At 71.0% G+C, this 21440-nt stretch carries 21 protein-coding genes; 10 read left to right on the forward strand and 11 right to left on the reverse strand.

The window, feature by feature from the left end:
• The first annotated feature begins 324 nt into the window (after positions 1-324).
• On the forward strand, positions 325-3165 hold the full coding sequence (locus IF73_RS37365; RefSeq protein WP_051716495.1) for a transglycosylase domain-containing protein: 2841 nt from the start codon (positions 325-327) through the stop codon (positions 3163-3165).
• A gap of 188 nt (positions 3166-3353) precedes the next feature.
• Entirely contained in the window at positions 3354-4907 is a 1554-nt protein-coding gene (locus tag IF73_RS0103105; RefSeq protein WP_420706531.1) for a glycosyltransferase family 87 protein, read from the forward strand.
• Positions 4908-4941: 34 nt separating this feature from the next.
• Here IF73_RS0103105 and IF73_RS0103110 read toward each other — a convergent pair whose 3' ends face one another.
• The 3 genes from IF73_RS0103110 to IF73_RS0103120 form a co-directional block, all read right to left on the reverse strand.
• Complete coding sequence (locus IF73_RS0103110) at positions 4942-5973, reverse strand: alanine racemase (RefSeq protein ID WP_031003134.1); 1032 nt, start codon at positions 5971-5973, stop codon at positions 4942-4944.
• A 96-nt stretch (positions 5974-6069) separates the two neighbouring features.
• Complete coding sequence (locus tag IF73_RS0103115; RefSeq protein ID WP_031003135.1) at positions 6070-7188, reverse strand: lipid II:glycine glycyltransferase FemX; 1119 nt, start codon at positions 7186-7188, stop codon at positions 6070-6072.
• Positions 7189-7305: 117 nt separating this feature from the next.
• Positions 7306-7620, reverse strand: coding sequence for a hypothetical protein (locus IF73_RS0103120; protein ID WP_031003137.1), 315 nt, complete (start codon positions 7618-7620; stop codon positions 7306-7308).
• 240 nt (positions 7621-7860) lie between these two features.
• Between IF73_RS0103120 and rpsF the strand changes: the two genes are divergently transcribed.
• The 4 genes from rpsF (at position 7861) to rplI (ending at position 9580) form a co-directional block, all read left to right on the forward strand.
• Positions 7861-8151, forward strand: a complete 291-nt coding sequence (gene rpsF, locus IF73_RS0103125) for a 30S ribosomal protein S6 (RefSeq protein ID WP_004950685.1) — start codon at positions 7861-7863, stop codon at positions 8149-8151.
• Between the two features lie 72 nt (positions 8152-8223).
• Entirely contained in the window at positions 8224-8814 is a 591-nt protein-coding gene (locus IF73_RS0103130) for a single-stranded DNA-binding protein (RefSeq protein WP_031003140.1), read from the forward strand.
• A 64-nt stretch (positions 8815-8878) separates the two neighbouring features.
• A complete protein-coding gene (rpsR, locus tag IF73_RS0103135; protein ID WP_005315025.1) occupies positions 8879-9115 on the forward strand; it encodes a 30S ribosomal protein S18 in 237 nt (78 codons plus the stop codon).
• 18 nt (positions 9116-9133) lie between these two features.
• Positions 9134-9580: a 50S ribosomal protein L9 gene (gene rplI, locus IF73_RS0103140; protein WP_030493790.1), complete on the forward strand. Its 447-nt coding sequence runs from the start codon at positions 9134-9136 to the stop codon at positions 9578-9580.
• Positions 9581-9698: 118 nt separating this feature from the next.
• On the opposite strand, the gene IF73_RS0103145 is transcribed toward rplI, so the two are convergent.
• Complete coding sequence (locus IF73_RS0103145) at positions 9699-11036, reverse strand: MATE family efflux transporter (protein ID WP_031003143.1); 1338 nt, start codon at positions 11034-11036, stop codon at positions 9699-9701.
• Between the two features lie 424 nt (positions 11037-11460).
• On the opposite strand from IF73_RS0103145, the gene dnaB reads away from it, so the two are divergent.
• Both dnaB and IF73_RS0103155 read left to right on the forward strand, forming a co-directional pair.
• Positions 11461-12966, forward strand: a complete 1506-nt coding sequence (gene dnaB / locus IF73_RS0103150) for a replicative DNA helicase (protein WP_078867916.1) — start codon at positions 11461-11463, stop codon at positions 12964-12966.
• 36 nt (positions 12967-13002) lie between these two features.
• A complete protein-coding gene (locus tag IF73_RS0103155; RefSeq protein ID WP_031003147.1) occupies positions 13003-14385 on the forward strand; it encodes a serine hydrolase domain-containing protein in 1383 nt (460 codons plus the stop codon).
• Between the two features lie 62 nt (positions 14386-14447).
• Here the strand turns inward: IF73_RS0103155 and IF73_RS0103160 are convergent, their stop codons facing one another.
• A complete protein-coding gene (locus IF73_RS0103160) occupies positions 14448-14900 on the reverse strand; it encodes a GNAT family N-acetyltransferase (RefSeq protein WP_031003149.1) in 453 nt (150 codons plus the stop codon).
• 120 nt (positions 14901-15020) lie between these two features.
• Positions 15021-15884, reverse strand: coding sequence for a GNAT family N-acetyltransferase (locus IF73_RS0103165; protein WP_031003151.1), 864 nt, complete (start codon positions 15882-15884; stop codon positions 15021-15023).
• Positions 15885-16158: 274 nt separating this feature from the next.
• Here IF73_RS0103165 and IF73_RS0103170 point away from each other — a divergent pair, with 274 nt between their 5' ends.
• Positions 16159-17391 carry a globin domain-containing protein gene (locus IF73_RS0103170; protein ID WP_107049186.1) on the forward strand — a complete coding sequence of 411 codons (1233 nt, stop codon included), beginning with the start codon at positions 16159-16161 and terminating at the stop codon, positions 17389-17391.
• Here the strand turns inward: IF73_RS0103170 and IF73_RS0103175 are convergent.
• From IF73_RS0103175 to IF73_RS0103195, 5 genes are all read right to left on the reverse strand, one after another.
• A complete protein-coding gene (locus IF73_RS0103175; protein ID WP_031003155.1) occupies positions 17323-17802 on the reverse strand; it encodes an NUDIX domain-containing protein in 480 nt (159 codons plus the stop codon). The genes IF73_RS0103170 and IF73_RS0103175 overlap by 69 nt on opposite strands.
• Before the next feature lie 35 nt (positions 17803-17837).
• Positions 17838-18734 (reverse strand): LysR family transcriptional regulator, encoded by an 897-nt coding sequence (locus IF73_RS0103180; protein ID WP_031003156.1) that lies wholly within the window; start codon positions 18732-18734, stop codon positions 17838-17840.
• A gap of 193 nt (positions 18735-18927) precedes the next feature.
• Complete coding sequence (locus IF73_RS0103185) at positions 18928-20088, reverse strand: cystathionine gamma-lyase (protein WP_037878144.1); 1161 nt, start codon at positions 20086-20088, stop codon at positions 18928-18930.
• A 4-nt stretch (positions 20089-20092) separates the two neighbouring features.
• Positions 20093-20611, reverse strand: a complete 519-nt coding sequence (locus IF73_RS0103190) for a low molecular weight protein-tyrosine-phosphatase (protein ID WP_031003160.1) — start codon at positions 20609-20611, stop codon at positions 20093-20095.
• A 9-nt stretch (positions 20612-20620) separates the two neighbouring features.
• Entirely contained in the window at positions 20621-20998 is a 378-nt protein-coding gene (locus IF73_RS0103195) for a phage holin family protein (RefSeq protein WP_031003162.1), read from the reverse strand.
• 50 nt (positions 20999-21048) lie between these two features.
• Here IF73_RS0103195 and IF73_RS0103200 point away from each other — a divergent pair, with 50 nt between their 5' ends.
• Entirely contained in the window at positions 21049-21366 is a 318-nt protein-coding gene (locus IF73_RS0103200; RefSeq protein WP_031003164.1) for a cupin domain-containing protein, read from the forward strand.
• Positions 21367-21440: the final 74 nt, after the last annotated feature.

Below are 21440 nucleotides of genomic sequence, written 5' to 3' on the forward strand. Positions count from 1 at the left end.
TCGACTCGATACATCACGACGATAGAACGGCCCGAGAGGTCCGACAAGTGGAGGTGCCGTGACCGGCGTCACATCGTCAATTCACAGCGTGCGACTTGCCTGATTTGGGGTGAACTCCGGCGCTAGAGGGGTTTTGGCCGTGCGTAGTCTGTGCGGCATGCACACCACCGGGAACCAGGAGCCGCGCTGGGGCGTCAGTGCAGCGGGTGACCGGCTGCGATACGAAAGGGGCCTTCGATGGGCTCCGGTCGTGCGCATTTCGGGGGGACCGGAACTCAACTGCCGCTTCCAGGCGTACGCGCCTGCCCGAGGAGTAGTCGTTCGATGAGCGAGCACCGTCGCAGGATGCCGTCGCAGGAGCCGCCGACGGGCGGCCGCGCGGCGGCACGACGCGCCGCCCAGCAGCCGACGGGCCGCAGGTCGGCCCCGGCCCATGACACCGGTACGGGGACGCCCCCGTACGGATCGCCGGCCCCTTACGGGTCGTCCGGCGGGTACGGGGGGGCCTCGGCCTCCCATGGGGAGGAGGCGCGTCCGTACGGCGGCCGCGCGGAGGCCCGGCGTGCCGCCCAGCGGGGCGGTCGCCGACGCGCGCCCGCGGCCGGCCCCGGCGGACCGAACGGTCCCGGCGGCGGTGGCCGTCGCGGCGGTGGCGGCGGTGGCGGTGGCCGCGGTGGCGGCCCGGGCGGTCGTCCGCCGGGCAAGAAGCGGATCATCGACTACCCGCGCCACGACAAGGACGGCTGGCGTCGCTGGATGCCGTCCTGGAAGCTCGTGACGGGTACGTTCCTGTTCTTCTGCGCGCTCCTCATGGGCGGCGCGGTCATCGCGTACTCGCAGGTGGTCATCCCCAAGGTGGACGCCACCGCGACCTCGCAGAACAATATCTACTACTGGTCCGACGGCAGCCGCATGGTGGCCACCGGCGCCGGCCAGAACCGCCAGATCATCGGCATCGACCAGATCCCGAAGGTCATGCAGGAGGCCGTGATCTCGGCCGAGAACAAGACCTTCCGGGACGACTGGGGCGTCGACCCCATGGGCATCGGCCGCGCCGTGTGGAACATGGCGAAGGGCGGCGAGACCCAGGGCGGCTCGACCATCACCCAGCAGTACGTGAAGAACGGCCTGCTCGCCGACCAGTCGCAGACCCTGTCCAGGAAGGTGAAGGAACTCTTCATCTCCATCAAGGTCGGCAACGAGGTCGAGAAGCCCGAGATCCTGGCCGGCTACCTCAACACCGCGTACTACGGCCGCGGCGCCTACGGCATCCAGGCCGCCTCCCGCGCGTACTTCAACAAGGACGCCAAGCACCTCAACGCCTCCGAGTCGGCGGTGCTCGCCTCCGTGCTCAAGGGCGCCACGTACTTCGACCCGGCCGGCTACCCCGAGGTCGACCCCAACGCCACTCCCGCGAACAACCTGGCGCGTCTGACCGAGCGCTGGACGTGGATCCTCGACGAGATGGTCAAGGACGGGAAGATCCCGGCCGAGGAGCGGGCGAAGTACACGACCCTGCCGAAGATCCAGAAGCCGAAGCAGGACGCCCAGCTGAGCGGCCAGATCGGTTACCTGGTCGCCACCGCGAAGGCCAACTTCCGCAGCAAGTACGACATCAGCGCCGAGGCCCTGGATCTGGGCGGCTACGAGATCCACACCACCTTCGACAAGAAGAAGGTGAAGGCGATGGAGGAGTCGGTCAAGAAGATCTACGACGAGTACATCGACGAGAAGAAGCGTCCGGAGGACGACACCAACGTCGAGTTCGGCGGCGCTTCCGTCGACGTCAAGACCGGTGCCCTCGTCGCGCTCTACGGCGGCCAGGACGCGACCAAGCACTACACCAACAACGCCGACACCACCGGCGCCCAGGTCGGTTCGACGTTCAAGCCCTTCGTGCTCGCCGCCGCGATGAAGGACGGCGTCCGCGACCCCGAGGGTCCGGCGGAGCAGGGCCCCTCCACGCGCACCCTGGTCGACCCCGACAAGAGCCGCTACAGCGGCAAGGACGACCTCAAGGTCCGCACCTACGACGGCGAGATCTGGCACGACGAGAAGGGGAAGGAGTGGGAGCAGGACAACGAGGGCGACCAGAGCTACGGCAACATCAGCCTGCGCCGGGCGATGATCGTCTCCGCCAACTCCCCCTACGTGCAGCTGGGCATGGACGTCGGCATCGACAAGGTGCGTGACGCGGCCATCACCGCCGGTCTGCGCCCCGACTCCCTGGTGAAGGGCGAGGTCCCGTCGTTCTCGCTGGGCATCTCCAGCCCGAGCGCGATCCGCATGGCCGGCGCCTACTCCACCTTCGCCAACCAGGGCATGCGCAACGAGCCCTACTCGGTGACCAAGGTCCTCAAGGAGGGCCAGGTCATCTACAAGCACGAGCCGAAGGCCCAGCAGGCGTTCTCCTCGGCCATCTCCTCCAACGTCACCGACGTGCTCCGCAGCGTCGTCGAGGACCCGGACGGCACCGGTAACAACGCCGCCATCCCGGGCCGCGACGTGGCCGGCAAGACCGGTACCACCGACGACAACATGTCGGCCTGGTTCGTGGGCTACACCCCGCAGCTCTCGACGGCGATCGACATGTACCGCTTCGACGACGACGAGACGAAGAAGGACCGCAAGTTCCAGGAGATGTACGGCACGGGTGGCCAGGACTCGATCCACGGTTCGTCCTTCCCGTCCCAGATCTGGAACGACTACATGACGGACGCCGTCGCGGACCTTCCCGTCGAGCGGTTCCCGGAGCCGGAGAAGCTTCCGGACGCCAAGGCGGTCTACGGCGGTGGCGCCACGCCCAAGCCGACGGCGACCCCGACCCCGACCGAGACGGCGACGCCGACCGAGACGGCCACCACCGCTCCGACGACGACTCCCCCGGCCACGCCCACCGACCCGGGCCGTCCGACCACCAAGGAGCCGAAGCCCGGAAAGACGACCTGCGACATCTGGGGTGGCTGGGGCTGCGACACCACCGGCGGTGGCGACCAGGGCGGCAGCACCGGCGGGACGACGGAACCGACCCCGACGGACAGCTCGGAGCCGACACCGACCGACACCACGACGGACCCGGGCGGCCCAGGCGGCGGCAACGGGAACGGCGGTGGCGGCGATGAGCCGACCGACGGATCCACAGGAGACGGAAGCCTCTTCGGCTGACATGGCCGGGGCCGGGCCGTGAGGCAAGACCCCGGCGAAGCGAGGGCCGTCGCGGCCGCTCCGTACGACACGTACGGGGCGGACCGCGGCGGCCCTTCGTGTTTCACGTGAAACAACGGCGACCCCGGCGCCGGATTTCCGTCCTGGTCGCGGCCGGATTCCCAGGGGCGTACGGCAGGATGTCCCCCATGCCGAGCCTGAAGAAGACGAGCGGCCCCCTGGACGGGCCCGCGGCGCCGGACGGAGCGCGCGGGGGCGAGCCCCCCGTCGTCGCCCCCACCCGGCGCGACGAGGTGGCCGCCGCGGGCAGCGAGCTCATCGGCGGCCGCTACGGGCGCCGTGCCCTGCCGGGCAGCGGACCCGTGGGCGGGCAGTTCACGCCGGTGCGGGTGATCGCCCTCGTCGCCATCGGCATGTTCGCCCTCGGCATGGTGCAGAAGCTGCCCTGCTACAACTGGGCGTGGTTCCGCGGCACCACCTCCCAGTACACCCACGCCTGCTACTCGGACATCCCGCACCTGTTCGCCGGACGCGGCTTCTCCGAGGGCCTGGTGCCCTACTTCGACCGGCTCTCCGGCGACATACCGTTCCTGGAGTACCCCGTTCTGACGGGGCTCTTCATGGAGGTCGCGGCCTGGCTGACGCCCGGCGGCGAGCTCCAGGCCCAGGAACAGGCGTACTGGCTGATCAACGCCGGCCTGCTGATGGTCTGCGCGGCCGTCCTCGCCGTCTGTGTGGCCCGGACGCACCGCCGGCGCCCCTGGGACGGCCTGCTGGTCGCCCTGGCGCCCTCCGTGGCCCTGACCGCCACCATCAACTGGGACCTGCTGGCCGTGGCGCTGACCGCCGCCGCGATCCTGATGTGGGCCCGCTCCCGCCCGCTCGCCGCCGGCATCCTGCTCGGCCTCGCCGTCGCCGCCAAGTTCTACCCGGTGCTGCTCCTGTGGCCGCTGCTGCTGCTCTGCGTCCGCGCGGGAAGGCTGCGCGCCTTCGGCACCGCGCTGCTCGGCGCGGCGGGCTCCTGGCTCGTGGTGAACCTGCCGGTGATGCTCCTCGCGCCCGAGGGGTGGAAGCAGTTCTACCTCTTCAGCCGCGACCGGAACGTCGACTTCGGCTCCGTCTGGCTGCTCGTCAGCCAGCGTGCCGGCCAGACGATCCCGCCCGAGCGCGCCAACCTGTACGCGCTGCTGCTCATGCTGCTGGCCGCGGGCGGGCTCGGCTGGCTGGCCTTCGCCGCGCCCCGCCGGCCGCGGCTCGTCCAGCTGGCGTTCCTGATGGTCGCCGCGTTCGTCCTCACCAACAAGGTCTACTCACCGCAGTACGTGCTCTGGCTGGTGCCGCTCGCCGCGCTCGCCCGGCCGCGCTGGCGGGACTTCCTCATCTGGCAGTCCTGCGAGGTCCTGTACTACCTCGGGATCTGGATGTACCTCGCGTTCACCGGCAGCGGCAGCAAGCAGGGACTGCCGCTCGACGGCTACCACTTCGCGATCGTGCTGCACCTGCTGGGCACGCTGTACCTGTGCGCCATGGTCGTACGGGACATCCTCGCGCCCGATAAGGACCCGGTGCGGCGGGACGGCTCCGACGACCCCTCGGGCGGCGTCCTGGACGGCACGCCCGACGTCTTCGTCATGGGCCGGGCCGCCCACCCGGCACGGCACGCCGCCCCTGCGCCCGACTCCGGCACGCAGGAAATGCTCGTGACATGGGGAACCCCCGGGGCCGAGGGCTCCCGGGGGTGACCCGATGAGGTGACGTACGGCCGGCTCGGCGCGCTCAGCGCTCGACGAGTCGGTCGTACTGCGTCGTGGTGTGGCGCAGGTGCGCCACCAGCTCGTCGCCGACCTGCGGCTCCTGGGCGTCGGCAGGCACGAACAGGATCGACACCTGCATGTGCGGCGGCTCGGCGAACCAGCGCTGCTTGCCCGCCCAGACGAACGGCGACAGGTTCCGGTTGACCGTGGCCAGCCCCGCCCGGGCCACGCCCTTGGCGCGCGGCATCACGCCGTGCATCGCCTTCGGGGCCTCCAGGCCCACGCCGTGCGAGGTGCCGCCGGCGACCACGACCAGCCAGCCGTCCGAGGCGGCCTTCTGCTGGCGGTAGCCGAACCGGTCGCCCTTGGCGACCCGGGTGACGTCCAGGACGGAGCCGCGGTACTCGGTGGCCTCGTGGTCGCCCAGCCAGAGCCGGGTGCCGATCCGGGCGCGGAAGCGGGTCTGCGGGAACTGCTGCTGGAGCCGGGCCTGTTCCTCGGCCCGCAGGTGGCTCACGAACATGGTGTGCAGCGGCAGCCGGGCGGCCCGCAGCCGGTCCATCCAGGCGATGACCTCCTCGACGGCGTCCGTGCCGTCCGGGCGGTCGAGCGGCAGGTGCAGGGCGAAGCCCTCCAGCCGCACGTCCTCGATCGCGGAGGCGAGCAGCGCGAGCTCCTCCTCGCGGACGCCGTGCCGCTTCATCGAGCTCATGACCTCGATGACGACCCGCGCGCCGACCAGGGCGTGCACGCCGTCCACGGAGGAGACGGAGCGGATCACCCGGTCGGGCAGCGGCACCGGCTCCTCGCCGCGCCGGAACGGCGTGAGGACCAGCAGGTCGCCGCCGAACCAGTCCTTGATCTTCGCCGCCTCGTAGGTGGTCCCCACCGCGAGCATGTCGGCGCCGAACCGGGCCGTCTCCTCGGCGAGCCGCTCGTGCCCGAAGCCGTAGCCGTTGCCCTTGCAGACCGGGATCAGACCGGGGAACTGGTCGATCACCGACTTCTGGTGCGCCCGCCAGCGAGCGGTGTCGACGTAGAGGGAGAGCGCCATGGCCGGCCCGGAACCTTTCTGATGGCTGCGGTGGGGTGTCGGAGATGTGTACGAGACCCGCGGAACTACGAGGGTACGCAAGCCCCGCGGGGAGCGTCAGCGGCGCGACATGTAGATGTCGAGCGCCTTGTGCAGGAGCTTGTTCAGCGGGAAGTCCCACTCGCCGACGTACTCCACGGCCTCGCCGCCGGTACCGACCTTGAACTGGATCAGGCCGAAGAGGTGGTCGGTCTCGTCGAGCGAGTCGGAGATGCCGCGCAGGTCGTAGACGGTGGCGCCCATCGCGTACGCGTCGCGGAGCATCCGCCACTGCATGGCGTTGGACGGACGGACCTCGCGGCCGATGTTGTCGGAGGCGCCGTACGAGTACCAGACGTGCCCGCCGACGACGAGCATGGTCGCCGCGGAGAGGTTCACGCCGTTGTGGCGGGCGAAGTAGAGGCGCATCCGGTTGGGGTCCTCGCTGTTGAGGACCGTCCACATGCGCTGGAAGTACGAGAGCGGGCGCGGCCGGAACTTGTCGCGGACCGCGGTGATCTCGTACAGGCGCTGCCACTCGGCGAGGTCCTCGTAGCCGCCCTGGACGACCTCGACGCCGGCCTTCTCGGCCTTCTTGATGTTGCGGCGCCACAGCTGGTTGAAGCCCTTGAGGACGTCGTCGAGGGAGCGGTTGGCCAGCGGGACCTGGAAGACGTAACGCGGCTGTACGTCGCCGAAGCCGGCGCCGCCGTCGTCGCCCTGCTGCCAGCCCATCTTCCGCAGCCGGTCGGCGACCTCGAACGCCTGCGGCACGATCTCGGTGGCCTGGACGTCCTTGAGCCGCTTGACGTCCGGGTCCTGGATGCCGGACTTGATCGCGGCCGCGTCCCAGCGGCGGATGACGACCGGCGGGCCCATCTTCACGGAGAAGGCGCCCTGCTGCTTGAGGTGGGCCAGCATCGGCTGGAGCCACTCGTCGAGGTTGGGGGCGTACCAGTTGATGACCGGGCCCTCGGGGAGATAGGCCAGGTAGCGCTTGAGCTTGGGGAGCTGGCGGTAGAGCACCAGACCCACGCCGACGAGCTCGCCGTTCTTGTCGAACCAGCCGAGGTTCTCCGAGCGCCACTCGGTCTTCACGTCAGCCCACGCCGGGACCTGGCAGTGGCTCGCACCGGGCAGTGTCTGGATGTACGCCAGATGCTGCTCTCGGCTGATGGTCCTCAGGGTCAGGCTCATGCGGGGCGCTCCTCGGCAGGTGTGTCCCCATCGGTCAGGGGCTCCGGCTCTCGCGCCGAAGCCTACTGCGACCGGGGAGCGCCCCGAAGGGCCGTGGGGGCCCTGACGTGCTCGGCGTCAGCTGATCACGCCGCCGAAGAGCCCTCCGTGCGCCATGCCGAGGTAGAAGCCCACCGCTGACGCGCCGAGTCCGAGGATCAGGAAGAAGCGTTCGCGGGTGGTGACCGAGATGAACTGTCCGTAGGCGCCGGTCAGGATGCCGATCAGGCCCGACCACGAGCTGAGCAGGTGCAGGTTGTCGAACTGCGCCGTGACGAAGGACAGGATGCCGAGCACCAGCGTCAGGGCGAGCAGGGTGTCCTGCAGCGGATGCGGCTTGCCGTCCGTCGCGAAGAGGGAGTGGCCGGGGTCGGGTCGCATTGCCTGTGCCATGGGGCACCTCCTGGCGTGCCGTGCGGAGGGCGGCGCATCCTAGCGCCGCCGACGTCCGATGTGTACAGATTGCGTCCCCTCCCCGCCGGATTTCAACCGCAAGGCGATGTGCAGGTACTCTGTACGGTCTGCGCCGGTGTCTGCCCTGGTCCTGCCAGTGGGGACGCCGTCGCTCACGCATCACGACCCTCCTGCCACGGAACGACCGTGGCCGCTGAGTCCAAAGGAGGTGGGTTCCACATGCGTCACTACGAGGTGATGGTCATCCTCGACCCCGATCTCGAGGAGCGCGCTGTCTCCCCGCTGATCGAGAACTTCCTCTCCGTCGTCCGTGAGGGCAACGGAAAGGTCGAGAAGGTCGACACCTGGGGCCGTCGTCGTCTCGCCTACGAGATCAAGAAGAAGCCCGAGGGCATCTACTCGGTCATCGACCTGCAGGCCGAGCCTGCGGTCGTCAAGGAGCTCGACCGCCAGATGAACCTGAACGAGTCGGTCCTCCGGACCAAGGTCCTCCGCCCCGAGACCCACTGAGCTTTCGCTCAGAGGTAATCGGGTCCGAGTAGCAGCAAGCAGCCAGAAGCAATCCCGCCGAGAGGTTCACCCATGGCAGGCGAGACCGTCATCACGGTCGTCGGCAATCTCGTCGACGACCCCGAGCTGCGCTTCACCCCGTCCGGTGCGGCGGTCGCGAAGTTCCGCGTCGCGTCCACTCCCCGCACCTTCGACCGGCAGACCAACGAGTGGAAGGACGGCGAGAGCCTGTTCCTGACCTGCTCGGTCTGGCGTCAGGCGGCGGAGAACGTCGCCGAGTCCCTTCAGCGAGGCATGCGCGTCGTCGTGCAGGGCCGGCTGAAGCAGCGGTCCTACGAGGACAACCAGGGCATCAAGCGCACGGTCTTCGAGCTGGACGTCGAGGAAGTCGGCCCCAGCCTGCGCAACGCCACGGCCAAGGTCACCAAGACCACCGGCCGCGGTGGCCAGGGTGGCGGCGGCGGTTTCGGCGGCGGCGGTGGCCAGCAGGGTGGCGGCGGCTGGGGTGGCAACTCCGGTGGCGGCCAGCAGGGTGGCGGCGGTGCTCCCGCCGACGACCCCTGGGCCTCCGGCGGCTCCTCCGGTGGCGGCCAGCAGGCCGGCGGCGGTGGCGGCTGGGGTGGCAACTCCGGCGGCGGCTACTCGGACGAGCCCCCCTTCTAGGGATCCCTCGGGGCCCTGGAAGCAGCTCGTACCCCACACTTCTTGATCACACAGGAGAAACACCATGGCGAAGCCGCCTGTGCGCAAGCCTAAGAAGAAGGTCTGCGCGTTCTGCAAGGACAAGACCGCGTACGTGGACTACAAGGACACGAACATGCTGCGGAAGTTCATTTCCGACCGCGGCAAGATCCGTGCCCGCCGCGTGACCGGCAACTGCACGCAGCACCAGCGTGACGTCGCCACGGCCGTCAAGAACAGCCGTGAGATGGCGCTGCTGCCCTACACGTCCACCGCGCGATAAGGGAAGGGTGACCGAAAAATGAAGATCATCCTCACCCAGGAAGTCTCCGGCCTCGGTGCGGCCGGCGACGTCGTCGAGGTCAAGGACGGCTACGCTCGCAACTACCTGGTCCCGCGCGGTTTCGCGATCCGCTGGACCAAGGGTGGCGAGAAGGACGTGGCGCAGATCCGCCGCGCCCGCAAGATCCACGAGATCGCGACCATCGAGCAGGCCAACGAGGTCAAGGCCAAGCTCGAGGGCACGAAGGTGCGCCTGGCCGTTCGCTCCGGCGACGCCGGCCGTCTCTTCGGCTCCGTGACCCCGGCCGACGTCGCCACGGCGATCAAGTCCGCCGGTGGCCCCGAGGTCGACAAGCGTCGCGTCGAGCTCGGTTCGCCGATCAAGACCCTGGGCTCGCACCAGGTGCTCGTGCGTCTGCACCCCGAGGTCGCCGCGAAGCTCGGCATCGAGGTCGTTGCCGCGTAACGCTGCGCTCAGCAGTACGGATGGGCCGCTCCCCGCTGGGGGGCGGCCCATCCGCCGTTTCACGTGAAACACGCGCTTGTGGCTCTTTGCGGTGTTTCACGTGAAACACCGCCCTCGGTCAGCGGGTGGCGCCCGTGACGATCCAGCGGCCCGAGCGCATGCGGAACCAGAGCGTGCCCATCCGGACCGTCATCATCAGCGTCATCGCCCACCAGAGCGCGGTCAGCCCGCCGCCGAGCACCGGCACCAGCAGGGCGACGGGGGCGAAGACCGCCAGGGTGAGCAGCATCGCCCAGGCGAGGTAGGGGCCGTCACCCGCGCCCATGAGGACGCCGTCGAGGACGAAGACGACCCCGGAGATGGGCTGGGAGAGCGCCACGACGAGCAGCGCCGGGAGCAGGGTGGACTGGACGGCGGGGTCGCCGGTGAAGAGCGGGACGAAGAGCGGGCGGGCCAGGACGAGGAGCAGTCCGAGGACCATGCCGGAGACCACGCCCCACTGGACCATCCGGCGGCAGACCTGACGGGCGCCCTCGGCGTCGTCGGCGCCCAGATAGCGCCCGATGATGGCCTGGCCGGCGATGGCGATGGCGTCCAGGGCGAAGGCCATCAGGCTCCACAGGGAGAGGATGATCTGGTGGGCCGCGACCTCGGTGTCGCCCATGCGGGCGGCGACGGCGGTGGCGATCATCAGGACCGCGCGCAGCGAGAGTGTACGGACCAGGAGTGGGGCGCCGGCCTGGGCCGAGGCCCGGATGCCGGCCACGTCGGGCCGGAGCGACGCGCCGTGGCGGCGGGCGCCCCGGACGACCACGACGAGGTAGGCGGCGGCCATGCCGCACTGGGCGATGACGGTGCCCCAGGCGGAGCCCGCGATGCCGAGTCCGGCTCCGTAGACCAGTCCGGCGTTCAGGGCGCCATTGGCCGCGAAACCGCCGATGGCCACGTAGAGCGGGGTCCGGGTGTCCTGGAGGCCGCGCAGGACGCCGGTGGCGGCCAGGACGATCAGCATCGCGGGGATGCCCAGGATCGAGACCCGCAGATACGTGGTGGCGTAGGGCGCGGCGGTGTCGGAGGCGCCGAAGAGCTGGACCAGCCCGGGGGCCGTGGGCAGGGTGACGGCGACGACGGCGAGGCCGAGGAGGAGGGCCAACCAGATGCCGTCGATGCCCTGCCGGAGGGCGGCGGGCAGGTCTCGTGCGCCGACCCGTCGTGCGACGGCGGCGGTGGTGGCGTAGGCGAGGAAGACGAAGACGCTGACGGCGGTGGAGAGCAGGGTGCCGGCGATGGCGAGGCCCGCGAGCTGGGGGGTGCCGAGGTGCCCCACGATGGCGCTGTCGACCATCAGGAAGAGCGGTTCGGCGACGAGGGCGCCGAAGGCCGGCAGGGCGAGCGAGAGGATCTCGCGGTCGTGTCGGCGCAGTGCGGCCTTGGTGCTCGTGGGGGCCTGGGTCATGGGGTCAATCTAATCGTCCACAGGTAAGAGATGCAATGCATGTGTGATCCTTACTTTGAGGGGGATCGAGGCTTCGGGTGTGGGCAGTTTGTTCTGATCGTGGCCCGGGCTGAAAAGTTTTTCTCCCCCACAGCCCGTGGACGGAAAAGCCGCAGGTCAGGGCCGTAGCGGTAGGTGGGCTATGAGTTTGTCCACATGGCTGTCCCCCGGTCCGTGCACAGGATCCGGCGGCTTATCCACAGCATTGGGGCCTTCGCCCACAGAGCCTGTGGATAACCAGATTGGCTGATGCCCCTCGCGGGCCTACCGTGGACCGGCGCCCGACGCGCCAGCAGCGGACGCAAAGCCACTCTTTGATCAAGGCCGTGGCGTAAGAAGGAGTGGCACGGCGAGGTCCGCTGAGCGGACGGGAAGAGGTGGCCTGGTGAGCGTTCCCGAGCCCATGGACGACCCCTGGGCCGACGGCGGACCGAGCGACCGGCTGCCCGTCCGCACCCGGGGCGAAGGCCGCGGGGACGGCCGTGGCGAGGGCCGCGGACGCGGACGTGGCCGCGACGAGCAGCACGAGCGCGGCAGCGACGGACCCTGGGACGGCGGACTCTCCGGCTTCGAGCGGGTCCCCCCGCAGGACCTCGACGCCGAACAGTCCGTGCTCGGCGGCATGCTGCTCTCCAAGGACGCCATCGCCGACGTCGTGGAGATCATCAAGGGCCACGACTTCTACAAGCCCGCGCACGAGACCGTCTTCGGCGCGATCCTCGACCTCTACGCCAAGGGCGAGCCCGCCGACCCGATCACGGTCGGCGCCGAGCTGACCAAGCGCGGCGAGATCAACCGCGTCGGCGGCGCCTCGTACCTGCACACCCTCGTCCAGTCGGTGCCGACCGCGGCGAACGCCTCGTACTACGCGGAGATCGTCCACGAGCGCGCCGTGCTGCGCCGGCTCGTCGAGGCCGGCACCAAGATCACCCAGATGGGATACGCGGCCGACGGCGACGTCGACGAGATCGTGAACTCGGCCCAGGCGGAGATCTACAAGGTCACCGAGCAGCGGACCACCGAGGACTACCTGCCGCTCGGCGACATCATGGAGGGCGCGCTCGACGAGATCGAGGCGATCGGCTCCCGCAGTGGCGAGATGACGGGTGTGCCCACCGGCTTCAGCGACCTCGACTCGCTCACCAACGGTCTCCACCCCGGTCAGATGATCATCATCGCGGCCCGCCCCGCCATGGGTAAGTCGACCCTCGCCCTCGACTTCGCCCGGGCCGCGTCCATCAAGAACAACCTGCCCAGCGTCATCTTCTCCCTCGAAATGGGCCGCAACGAGATCGCGATGCGCCTGCTGTCCGCCGAGGCCCGGGTCGCCCTGCACCACATGCGCTCCGGCACGATGACCGACGAGGACTGGACCCGGCTCGCCCGGCGCATGCCGGACGTCTCCCAGGCCCCGCTCTACATCGACGACTCCCCGAACCTGTCGATGATGGAGATCCGGGCCAAGTGCCGCCGTCTCAAGCAGCGCAACGGCCTCAAGCTCGTCATCATCGACTACCTCCAGCTGATGCAGTCCGGCGGCTCCAAGCGGCAGGAGAGCCGTCAGCAGGAGGTCTCCGACATGTCGCGAAACCTCAAGCTCCTCGCCAAGGAGCTGGAGCTCCCGGTGATCGCGCTCTCGCAGCTGAACCGTGGTCCCGAGCAGCGCACCGACAAGAAGCCGATGGTCTCCGACCTCCGTGAGTCCGGCTCCATCGAGCAGGACGCCGACATGGTCATCCTGCTCCACCGCGAGGACGCCTACGAGAAGGAGTCCCCGCGCGCCGGCGAGGCCGACATCATCGTCGGCAAGCACCGTAACGGCCCGACGGCCACCATCACCGTCGCCTTCCAGGGCCACTACTCGCGCTTCGTGGACATGGCACAGACCTGATCGTGCCCGGGCGGGGCGGCGCGGCATGATCGGTTCATGACCTCAGCCTTCGAAGCCCTGCTGCCCACCACCGAGCGTTCCCTGCTGCACCGTGTGGCCCGCGCCCAGAGCGAGGGCCGCGCGCCCTCGTTCGTCGGCGCCGTCGCGCGCGGGGGCGCGATGGTCTGGAGCGGTGCCCGCAGCTGCGTCGACGGGCACGCCCCCGACGCCGACACGCAGTACCGGATCGGATCGATCACCAAGGTGTTCACCGCCGTCCTCGTCCTGCGGCTTCGCGACGAAGGGCTGATCGGTCTCGACGACCCGCTGGAGAAGCACCTGCCCGGTACGGGGGTGGGCGAGGCGACCGTCGCCCAGCTGCTCGCCCACACCGCGGGGCTCGCCGCGGAGACACCCTCGCCCTGGTGGGAGCGGACGCCCGGGGCCACGCGGCCCGAACTCTCGGACGTCCTGGGGGAGACGCCCCTGCTCCACCCGACCGGCCGGAGCTTCCACTACTCCAACCCCGGCTACACCCTGCTCGGCTCCCTGATCGAGGCGGTCCGCGGAGTCTCCTGGGAGGAGGCACTGCGCACCGAGATCCTGGAGCCGCTGGGCATGGACCGGACGACGGGGCAGCCGGTCGCCCCGCACGCGGGGGGCTGGGCGGTGCACCCCTGGGCCGACGTCATGCTGCCCGAGCCCTCGGAGGACCTGGGGGTGATGGCTCCGGCCGGCCAGCTGTGGTCGACGGCCGCCGACCTCTGCCGGTTCGGCCTCTTCCTCGCAGAGGGTGACGACCGTGTGCTGAGCGCCGCCACCGTCGCCGAGATGCGGGTTCCCGCCTCGCCGCCGGCCGCGGGCGACGTGCAGATGGGGTACGGCCTCGGGCTCCAGCTCGCCCACGAGGAGAGGGGCACGCTCATCGGTCACGGCGGCTCGCTGCCCGGCTTCGTCGCCGGGCTGTGGGTGGACGTCGCGGAGGGCCTGGTCGGCGTGGCCCTCGCCAACGCGACGAGCGGACCACAGCCCGGGGTCGTCGCCGCCGACCTGGTACGGATCGTGGCGGAGGCCGAGCCCAGGCTGCCCGAGCCGTGGCGCCCGCTGCCCGCGTCCGAGGTCGACCAGGACCTCCTGGCGCTGACCGGCCCCTGGTACTGGGGAACGTACTCCTACACGCTGCGGCTCGGAGCGGAGGGCGGGGTGGTGCTGGAGCCGCTGCGGGGCGCGGGCCGGCGCGCGGCTTTCCGGGCGCTGCCCGAAGGCGGCTGGATCGGTCTGGACGGCTACTACGCGGGGGAGACGCTCCGGGTGGTGCGGCGCCCCGACGGCACCGTCAGCCATCTCGACCTCGGCTCCTTCGTTTTCACGCGGGACCCGTACGAGCCCGGGGACGCGGTCCCGGGCGGGGTGGACGAGAAGGGCTGGCGCGGGCTCTGATCCGGCCTCCGGGGGCGAAGGGCCGTGTTTCACGTGAAACACGGCCCTTCGCCCCCGAACGGTCAGAGCGCCCGCTTGAACCCCACATGGCTGGCCTCGAAGCCGAGCCGCTCGTAGAAGCGGTGGGCATCGGTGCGGGTGACGTCGGAGGTGAGCTGGACCAGCGCGCACCCCTGGCGCCGGGACTCCTCGACGGCCCATTCGATGAGCACGGTCCCCAGGCCGCCGCCGCGCTCCTCGGAGTGGATCCGTACCCCCTCGATGATCGAGCGGGTGGCGCCGCGCCGGGAGAGCCCGGGGACGATCGTCAGCTGGAGCGTGCCGACGACCTTCCCGGCGCGGACGGCGACCACGAGGTGCTGGTTCGGGTCGCCCGCGAGCCGGGCGAAGGCGGCGAGGTAGGGCGTCGGGTCGTCCGGGGACTCCCGCTGGGCGCCGAGCGGATCGTCGGCGAGCATTGCGACGATGGCGGGCACGTCCTCCGCGGTGGCGGGACGGATCTCGAGATCGCTCATGCCCGCAGCGTACGACCCGCGTCGAAGGGCGCCGGGCCCGGCTTCGACGACCCGGACCCGACGGGCCGGCTTCGGTTTCCTCGTGGCCTCGTCCAGAGCGTGCCGACGGCTGAGGGCGGGTCAGCCCGCCGCGACGGTCAGCGGGGCGAAGCGCCGGTCGGCGTCGCCGGGGAGACCGGGGAGCGAGCGGACCATCATCGCGTTGACGGCGATCGGCTCCAGGCCGTTCTCCTTGAGCCAGCCCAGCAGCTCGGTGTGCCGGAGATCGACGTCCGTGCGCAGCGGACGGTCACTGGCGGCCGCCAGTGACTCCACCAGTGCCTGGGCGGTGGCGGTGTCGCGGGCGATCAGCGGGCCGACGACATGGGTGTCCATGTTGGGCCAGGCCGCGGCGAAGCCGGTGATCGCGCCGTCCTCGACGGCGACCCGCAGATGGTCGGCGAAGGCCGGGAGCCGAGTGATGAGCGGGGTCCGGTCGAGGCCGAAGATCTCCTCGTCCAGACGGAGCACCTCCTGGAGGTCCTCGGCGGTCGCCGGGCGGACCGGCACGCGGGGTGCGGGCGCCGAGGCGGTGAAGCGGCCCTTCACCATCTCGGAGCGGCCGAACACGGTGAAGCCGAGCCCCTCATAGAGCGGCTGCCCGTTCGGGGTGGCGTAGAGCGTCAACGGGGTCTCCCCGGCCGTCTCCAGGACGTACTCCATCAGCCGGCGCCCGACGCCGCGGCGGGCGTAGCGCTCGGCGACGAGCACCATGCCGATGGCCGCGAGCTCGGGGCCGTACGAGGTCACCACGCAGCACGCGAGCAGGCCCTCGCCGTCGGGGTCGTCGATGCCGTACCCGGTGCCCGCGGCGAGCAGCAGGCCCCACTTGTGCTCTTCGCGCGGCCAGCCGCGGTTCTCGGAGAGGTCGGCGCAGGCCAGGAGGTCGTTCGGGTCGAGGCGCCGGACGGGGAGCTGTGCGAGGTCTGTGGGGGAGATCGGCATGACGGCCAGGCTCTCCGACGGGGTGATCTTCCGTCCAGAGGTTTTCAGGTGATGTTTCACGTGAAACGCGCCCGGCTGTGCTCCGTGAACCGCGGCCCTCGTCGTGCCGTATGAGGCGCACCGCGCCGGTTTCACGTGAAACAGGCCCGCGCCGAAAGAGTGGAGCCTAGTCCGCAAGCCTGCCCTTTGGCCCGAGAACGCCGCTTTCCGCCCGAAGCCTCTCCGGCGGCCGTCATGCTGCGAGCACGGAAGCCGGCTGCGTGAGGCGAGGCACATGATGGATGGTCCGACCAGCACGACCGACGGGACGGGGGCCCGAATAGCGGGGCCCTCCCCCGATGCGGTGCTCGTCCGCCGCACCCTTGAGGAGATCGCCCCGGTCGCCGACAAGGTGACCTCGTACTTCTACGCGCTGCTCTTCGTCCGGAACCCGGCCCTGCGGGAGCTCTTCCCGGCCGCGATGGACACCCAGCGGGACCGGCTGCTCAAGGCGCTGCTGACGGTCGCCGAGCGGATGGACGACAGCGCCTTCCTCGGCGAGTACCTGGGCCATCTCGGGCGCGGGCACCGCAAGTACGGTGTCGAGGCGGCCCACTACCCGGCGGTCGGGGAGGCGCTGATCGGCGCGCTCGTCCGGTACGCGGAGCGGAGCTGGGACGCGGAGACCGAGGCGGCCTGGGTCCGGGCGTACACGGTGATCTCGCAGATCATGATCGACGCGGCCGCCGAGGACGAGGTGAAGGCCCCGGCCTGGTGGCAGGCCGAGGTGGTCTCGCACGATCTGCGGACCCCCGACATCGCGGTCCTCACGCTGCGGCCGGACGCGCCGTACCCCTTCCTCGCCGGGCAGTACACGACGCTGGAGACGCCTTGGTGGCCGCGCGTCTGGCGGCACTACTCCTTCGCGTCGGCGCCCCGCCCGGACGGACTGCTCACCCTGCACGTCAAGTCCGTGCCGGCCGGCTGGGTCTCCCAGGCGCTGGTGCACCGGGCCCGGCCCGGGGACGTGCTGCGGCTGGGCCCGCCGGCCGGTTCGATGACGGTCGACCACGCCACCGACACGGGCCTGCTCTGTCTGGGCGGCGGGACCGGCATCGCGCCGATCAAGGCGCTGGTGGAGGACGTCGCCGAGCACGGTGACCGGCGGAAGGTCGACGTCTTCTACGGGGCCCGCAGGGGCCATGACCTCTACGACATGGACACCCTGCTGCGGCTGCAGAAGACCTTCCCCTGGCTCGCCGTGCACCCGGTCACCGAGGCGCAGTGCCCGCTGCCGGAGGCGGTCCGCGAGGCGGGCCCGTGGACCGAGCGGGACGCGTACCTCTCGGGCCCGCTGGGCATGGTCCGGGAGGGCATCGACGTGCTGCGTGGCTCGGGGGTCCCGACGGAGCGGATCCGCCATGACTTCCTGGCGGAGCTCGCCGTGGTGGGGGCCGGGTCAGCCGAGGTCGGGGGCGTGCATGGCGCGCACCCCCTCGATGTTCCCGTCGAGGTAGTGGCGCAGTGAGAGCGGCACCAGGTGCACGGCGGCGATGCCGACGCGGTTGAAGGGCACCCGGACGATCTCGTACTCGCCGACGGGTTCGTCGACCTCGGGGCCGTGCCGCTGCCTGAGGTCCATCGACTCCAGCCGGCAGACGAAGAAGTGCTGGACCTTCACGCCGGAGACGCCGCCGTCGACGATGTGCTCGACGGTGTCGACGAAACAGGGGACCACATCGACGATCTTGGCGCCGAGTTCCTCGTGCACCTCGCGGTGGAGGGCCTCGACGACGGTGGAGTCGGAGGGCTCGACGCCGCCACCGGGCGTGACCCAGTACGGATCCATCCCCGGCTTGGTGCGTTTGATGAGGATGAGGTCGTCTCCGTCGAGCAGGATGGCGCGTGCGGTGCGCTTGACCACGGGGCGTTCGGGCATGGGAAGAAAATGGCCCGTTCCCACCCGGCTGAAACTCACCAGTCCCCCGCGGCCCGCACCAGTTCCTCGTGGGCCCGTGCGATGTGGGTCAGTGCGAGGGTTCCCGTCCGGGCCACCAGGAAGTAGGTCCGCAGTGGTGGCACCGGCGGATCGAGCAGCGCCACGAGCCGTCCCCGCTCCAGCGCCTCCTCGCAGAGGTAGCGGGGCAGCACGGCCAGCCCCGCCCCGGCCGCCGCGGCCTCCCGGACGGCCCGCAGGTCGGGGGCGATGACGGTGGCCGCCGTGGCCGGCGCCGTCTCGAAGACGGCGGCCCAGTAGCGGGCGGCGAAGGGCAGCGACTCGTGCACCTCGACCACCGGGAGCTGGTCCAGGACCACCGCGCCGGTGGCGAGCAGCACCTCGGGGGAGAGCCGGGCGGCCCAGCGCGGGGCCGCGACCAGGACGAGCTCCTCGTCGCAGAGCGGGGTGGCGGTGAGCAGTCCGCCGCGCGGCCGGGCGGTGGCGAGGGCCAGGTCGTGGTGGCCGGCGGCGAGCCCGTCGAGCAGTTCCTCCGTGTTGCCGACGAAGGAGGCGCGCAGGGCGAGGCCCTGGGCGACGAGCGGGGCGAGCGCGGGCAGGGCGCGCAGGGAGGTGAACTCGGGAGGCCCGGCGACGTGGAGGGTGCGGACGCCGCGCTCGACGTCGAGCCCCGTCTCGGCGATCTCGACCAGGGCGTCCAGGTGCGGGGCGGCGCGGTGGGCGAGTTCGTCGCCGATGCTGGTGGGGGTGACCCCGCGGGCCTGTCTCAGGAAGAGCGGCCGGCCGAGCTGCCGCTCCAGGGTGCGGATCTGGCTGGTGACGGCGGGCTGGGAGAGGCCGAGGAGCGCGGCGGCGCGGGTGAAGGAACCGGCCCGGTGCACCGCGACGAACGTGCGCAGCAGGGCCAGATCCATGTGCGCCCCTCCCCGGCCGGCCGTGCCTCATCGCAGGATCGTCCCACTATAAATATGTCGATAGGTCGCTGTCGCTCCCGTGATTGGACACTGACGCACAGTCAACTAGCCTTGTCCGGGCGGGTTCCGCGTGAGGACCGGGGCGTTCCGAGCCACGAGGGGGGAGGCTCGGAGCGCCCCCGTCCGAGCCTTGTCAGCCGGCCTTGCGCGCCGCGTCGAGCGCCCGCAGCACGTCGGCGATCAGGTCCTCCGGGTCCTCCGCGCCGACCGAGAAGCGGATGAAGCCCTCCGCGACGGCGTCCCCGCCCCAGCGTCCGCGCCGCTCCGCCGAGGAGCGCACCCCGCCGAAGCTGGTGGCGTCGTCGACCAGGCGCAGTTCGTCCAGGAAGCGTTCGGCTCGTGCGCGGTCGGCGAGCTCGAAGGAGATCACCGAGCCGAAGCGGCGCATCTGCCGGGCGGCGACCTCGTGCGAGGGGTCGTCCGGGAGTCCGGGGTGGCGCAGCCCGGTGACGTCGGGGTGGCCGGCCAGGACCCGGGCGAGCTCCAGGGCGGTGGCGCACTGGCGGTCGATCCGCAGCTGGAGCGTGGCGAGCGAGCGGTGGGCGAGCCATGCCTCCATCGGCCCGGGGATGGCGCCGACGATCTTGCGCCAGCGGCGTACCTCCGCGGCCCGGCGCGGGTCGCGGCAGCTGACGTGGCCGAGCAGGATGTCGCCGTGGCCGGTCATGCCCTTGGTGTCGCTGGCGACCGAGAAGTCCGCGCCGAGCTCGAGCGGCCGCTGACCGAGCGGGGTGGCGAGGGTGTTGTCGACGGCGACGAGGGCCCCGCCGGCGTGCGCCGCGGCGACCAGCCGGCGGATGTCGCAGACGTCGAGGCCGGGATTGGACGGGGTCTCGATCCACAGCAGCTTGGCGCCGTCGAGCACGTCGAGCTGCGCGTCCCCGCCGGTCGGGGCGGTGCGCACCTCGATCCCGTACGCGCGCAGCTGCTCGTGGAGGAGCGGCAGGGCCTGGTAGCCGTCGGTCGGCAGGACGACGGCGTCGCCGGCGGAGAGCTGGGAGAGGAGGACGGCGGAGATGGCGGCCATGCCGGAGGCGAAGACCACGGTCTCGACCGCGGCCTCCCCGGGCGCCTCCAGGGTGCCGATGGCCCGTTCCAGGTGGGTCCAGGTCGGGTTCTCGTCGCGGCCGTAGGTGTACGGGCCGGTGGGCTCGCCGGGGAGGTGGAAGTGGGCGGCGAAGACCGGTCCGGGCAGGGTCGGTTCGTACTTGACGGGCTCGGGCAGGCCGGCCCGTACGGCGAGGGTGCCGTCGCCGGCGCCCTCGCCGGGGTGGTGCTGTTCCTGGGGGCTCACGGGTTCACAGGGTCCTTTCCTCGATCTCGTCCCCCGATGTGCCGGCCCGCAGTCCGGCCCGGACCGCGTCGAGCAGTCCCTCGCTCGCGGCCTCGGTCATCCGCAGGCATTCCTCGAACCCTTCCCGCCCGCCGTAGTACGGATCGGGGACGTCGAGCGCGTCCCCGGCGGCGGGGTCGTACGAGCGGAGCAGCCGGATCTTCGCCGCCTCGTCGGGGGTACGGGCGAGGCGGCGGAGTTCCCGGAGGTGGCCCTCGTCGAGCGCGATCACCAGATCGAGGGCTGAGAACCAGGAGGCGCGGAACCGCCGGGCGGTGTGGGCGGAGGTGTAGCCGTGCTCCGCCAGGACGGCGACGGTGCGCGGGTCCGCCCCTTCGCCCTCGTGCCAGCCGCCGGTGCCCGCACTGTCCACCTCGACCGCACCGCCGAGGCCGGCCTCCTCCACGCGCGCGCGGAAGACGTGCTCGGCCATCGGGGAGCGGCAGATGTTGCCGGTGCAGACGAAGCAGACGCGGTAGGTCATGGCGGCCGCTCAGTCCCCGTCCGGGAGCACCACGTTGAGCGCCCACGAGACGACGGAGATGATCAGGCCGCCGAGTACGGCGGTCCAGAAGCCCTCGACGTGGAAGCTGAGGTCGAACTGGTCGGCCAGCCACGAGGTGAGGAGCAGCATCAGGGCGTTGACCACCAGGGTGATCAGGCCGAGGGTCAGAATGAAGAGGGGCAGCGTCAGCAGCTTCACGATCGGCTTGACCAGGAAGTTGACGAGGCCGAAGACGAGGGCGACGAGCAGCAGGGTGACGACCTTGTTGCCCGTGCTGTCACCGGTCAGGGTGATGTCCTGGAGGAGCCAGATGGCGACCCCCAGGGCGCCCGCGTTGGCGAGCGTCTTGACTACGAAATTCTTCATGTGTCTGATCGTGGCAGAGACGATCGGGCCTAGGGCAGGGGCGAACGGCAGTGAAGGCATTCCGGCTGGACGATCTGGAGGCGGAACGCCTCGCCAACCAGGGGGCGTACCTCCAGTTCCTGCGCGAGCGGAACATGTCGGTCGGGCTGTACGCGCTCGACGCGGGCGAGCTGGACCCGCAGTCGCCGCACGGCCAGGACGAGGTGTACTTCGTGGTCTCCGGCCGGGCGGCGATCACCGTCGGGGACGAGACGACGCAGGTGGCGCGGGGCAGCGTGGTCTATGTGCCGGCCGGGGTGCCGCACCGCTTCCACCACATCAGCGAGGACCTGCGGGTCCTGGTGGTCTTCTCGCCGCCGGAGGCGTGAGCCGGGCCGGCGGGAGGGCGTGAGCCGGGCCGACGGGGCCCGAACCGGGCCGGCGCGAGGCGGGATCCGGCCCG

The organism is Streptomyces sp. NRRL F-5727, from assembly GCF_000719555.1.
Lineage (GTDB): Bacteria > Actinomycetota > Actinomycetes > Streptomycetales > Streptomycetaceae > Streptomyces.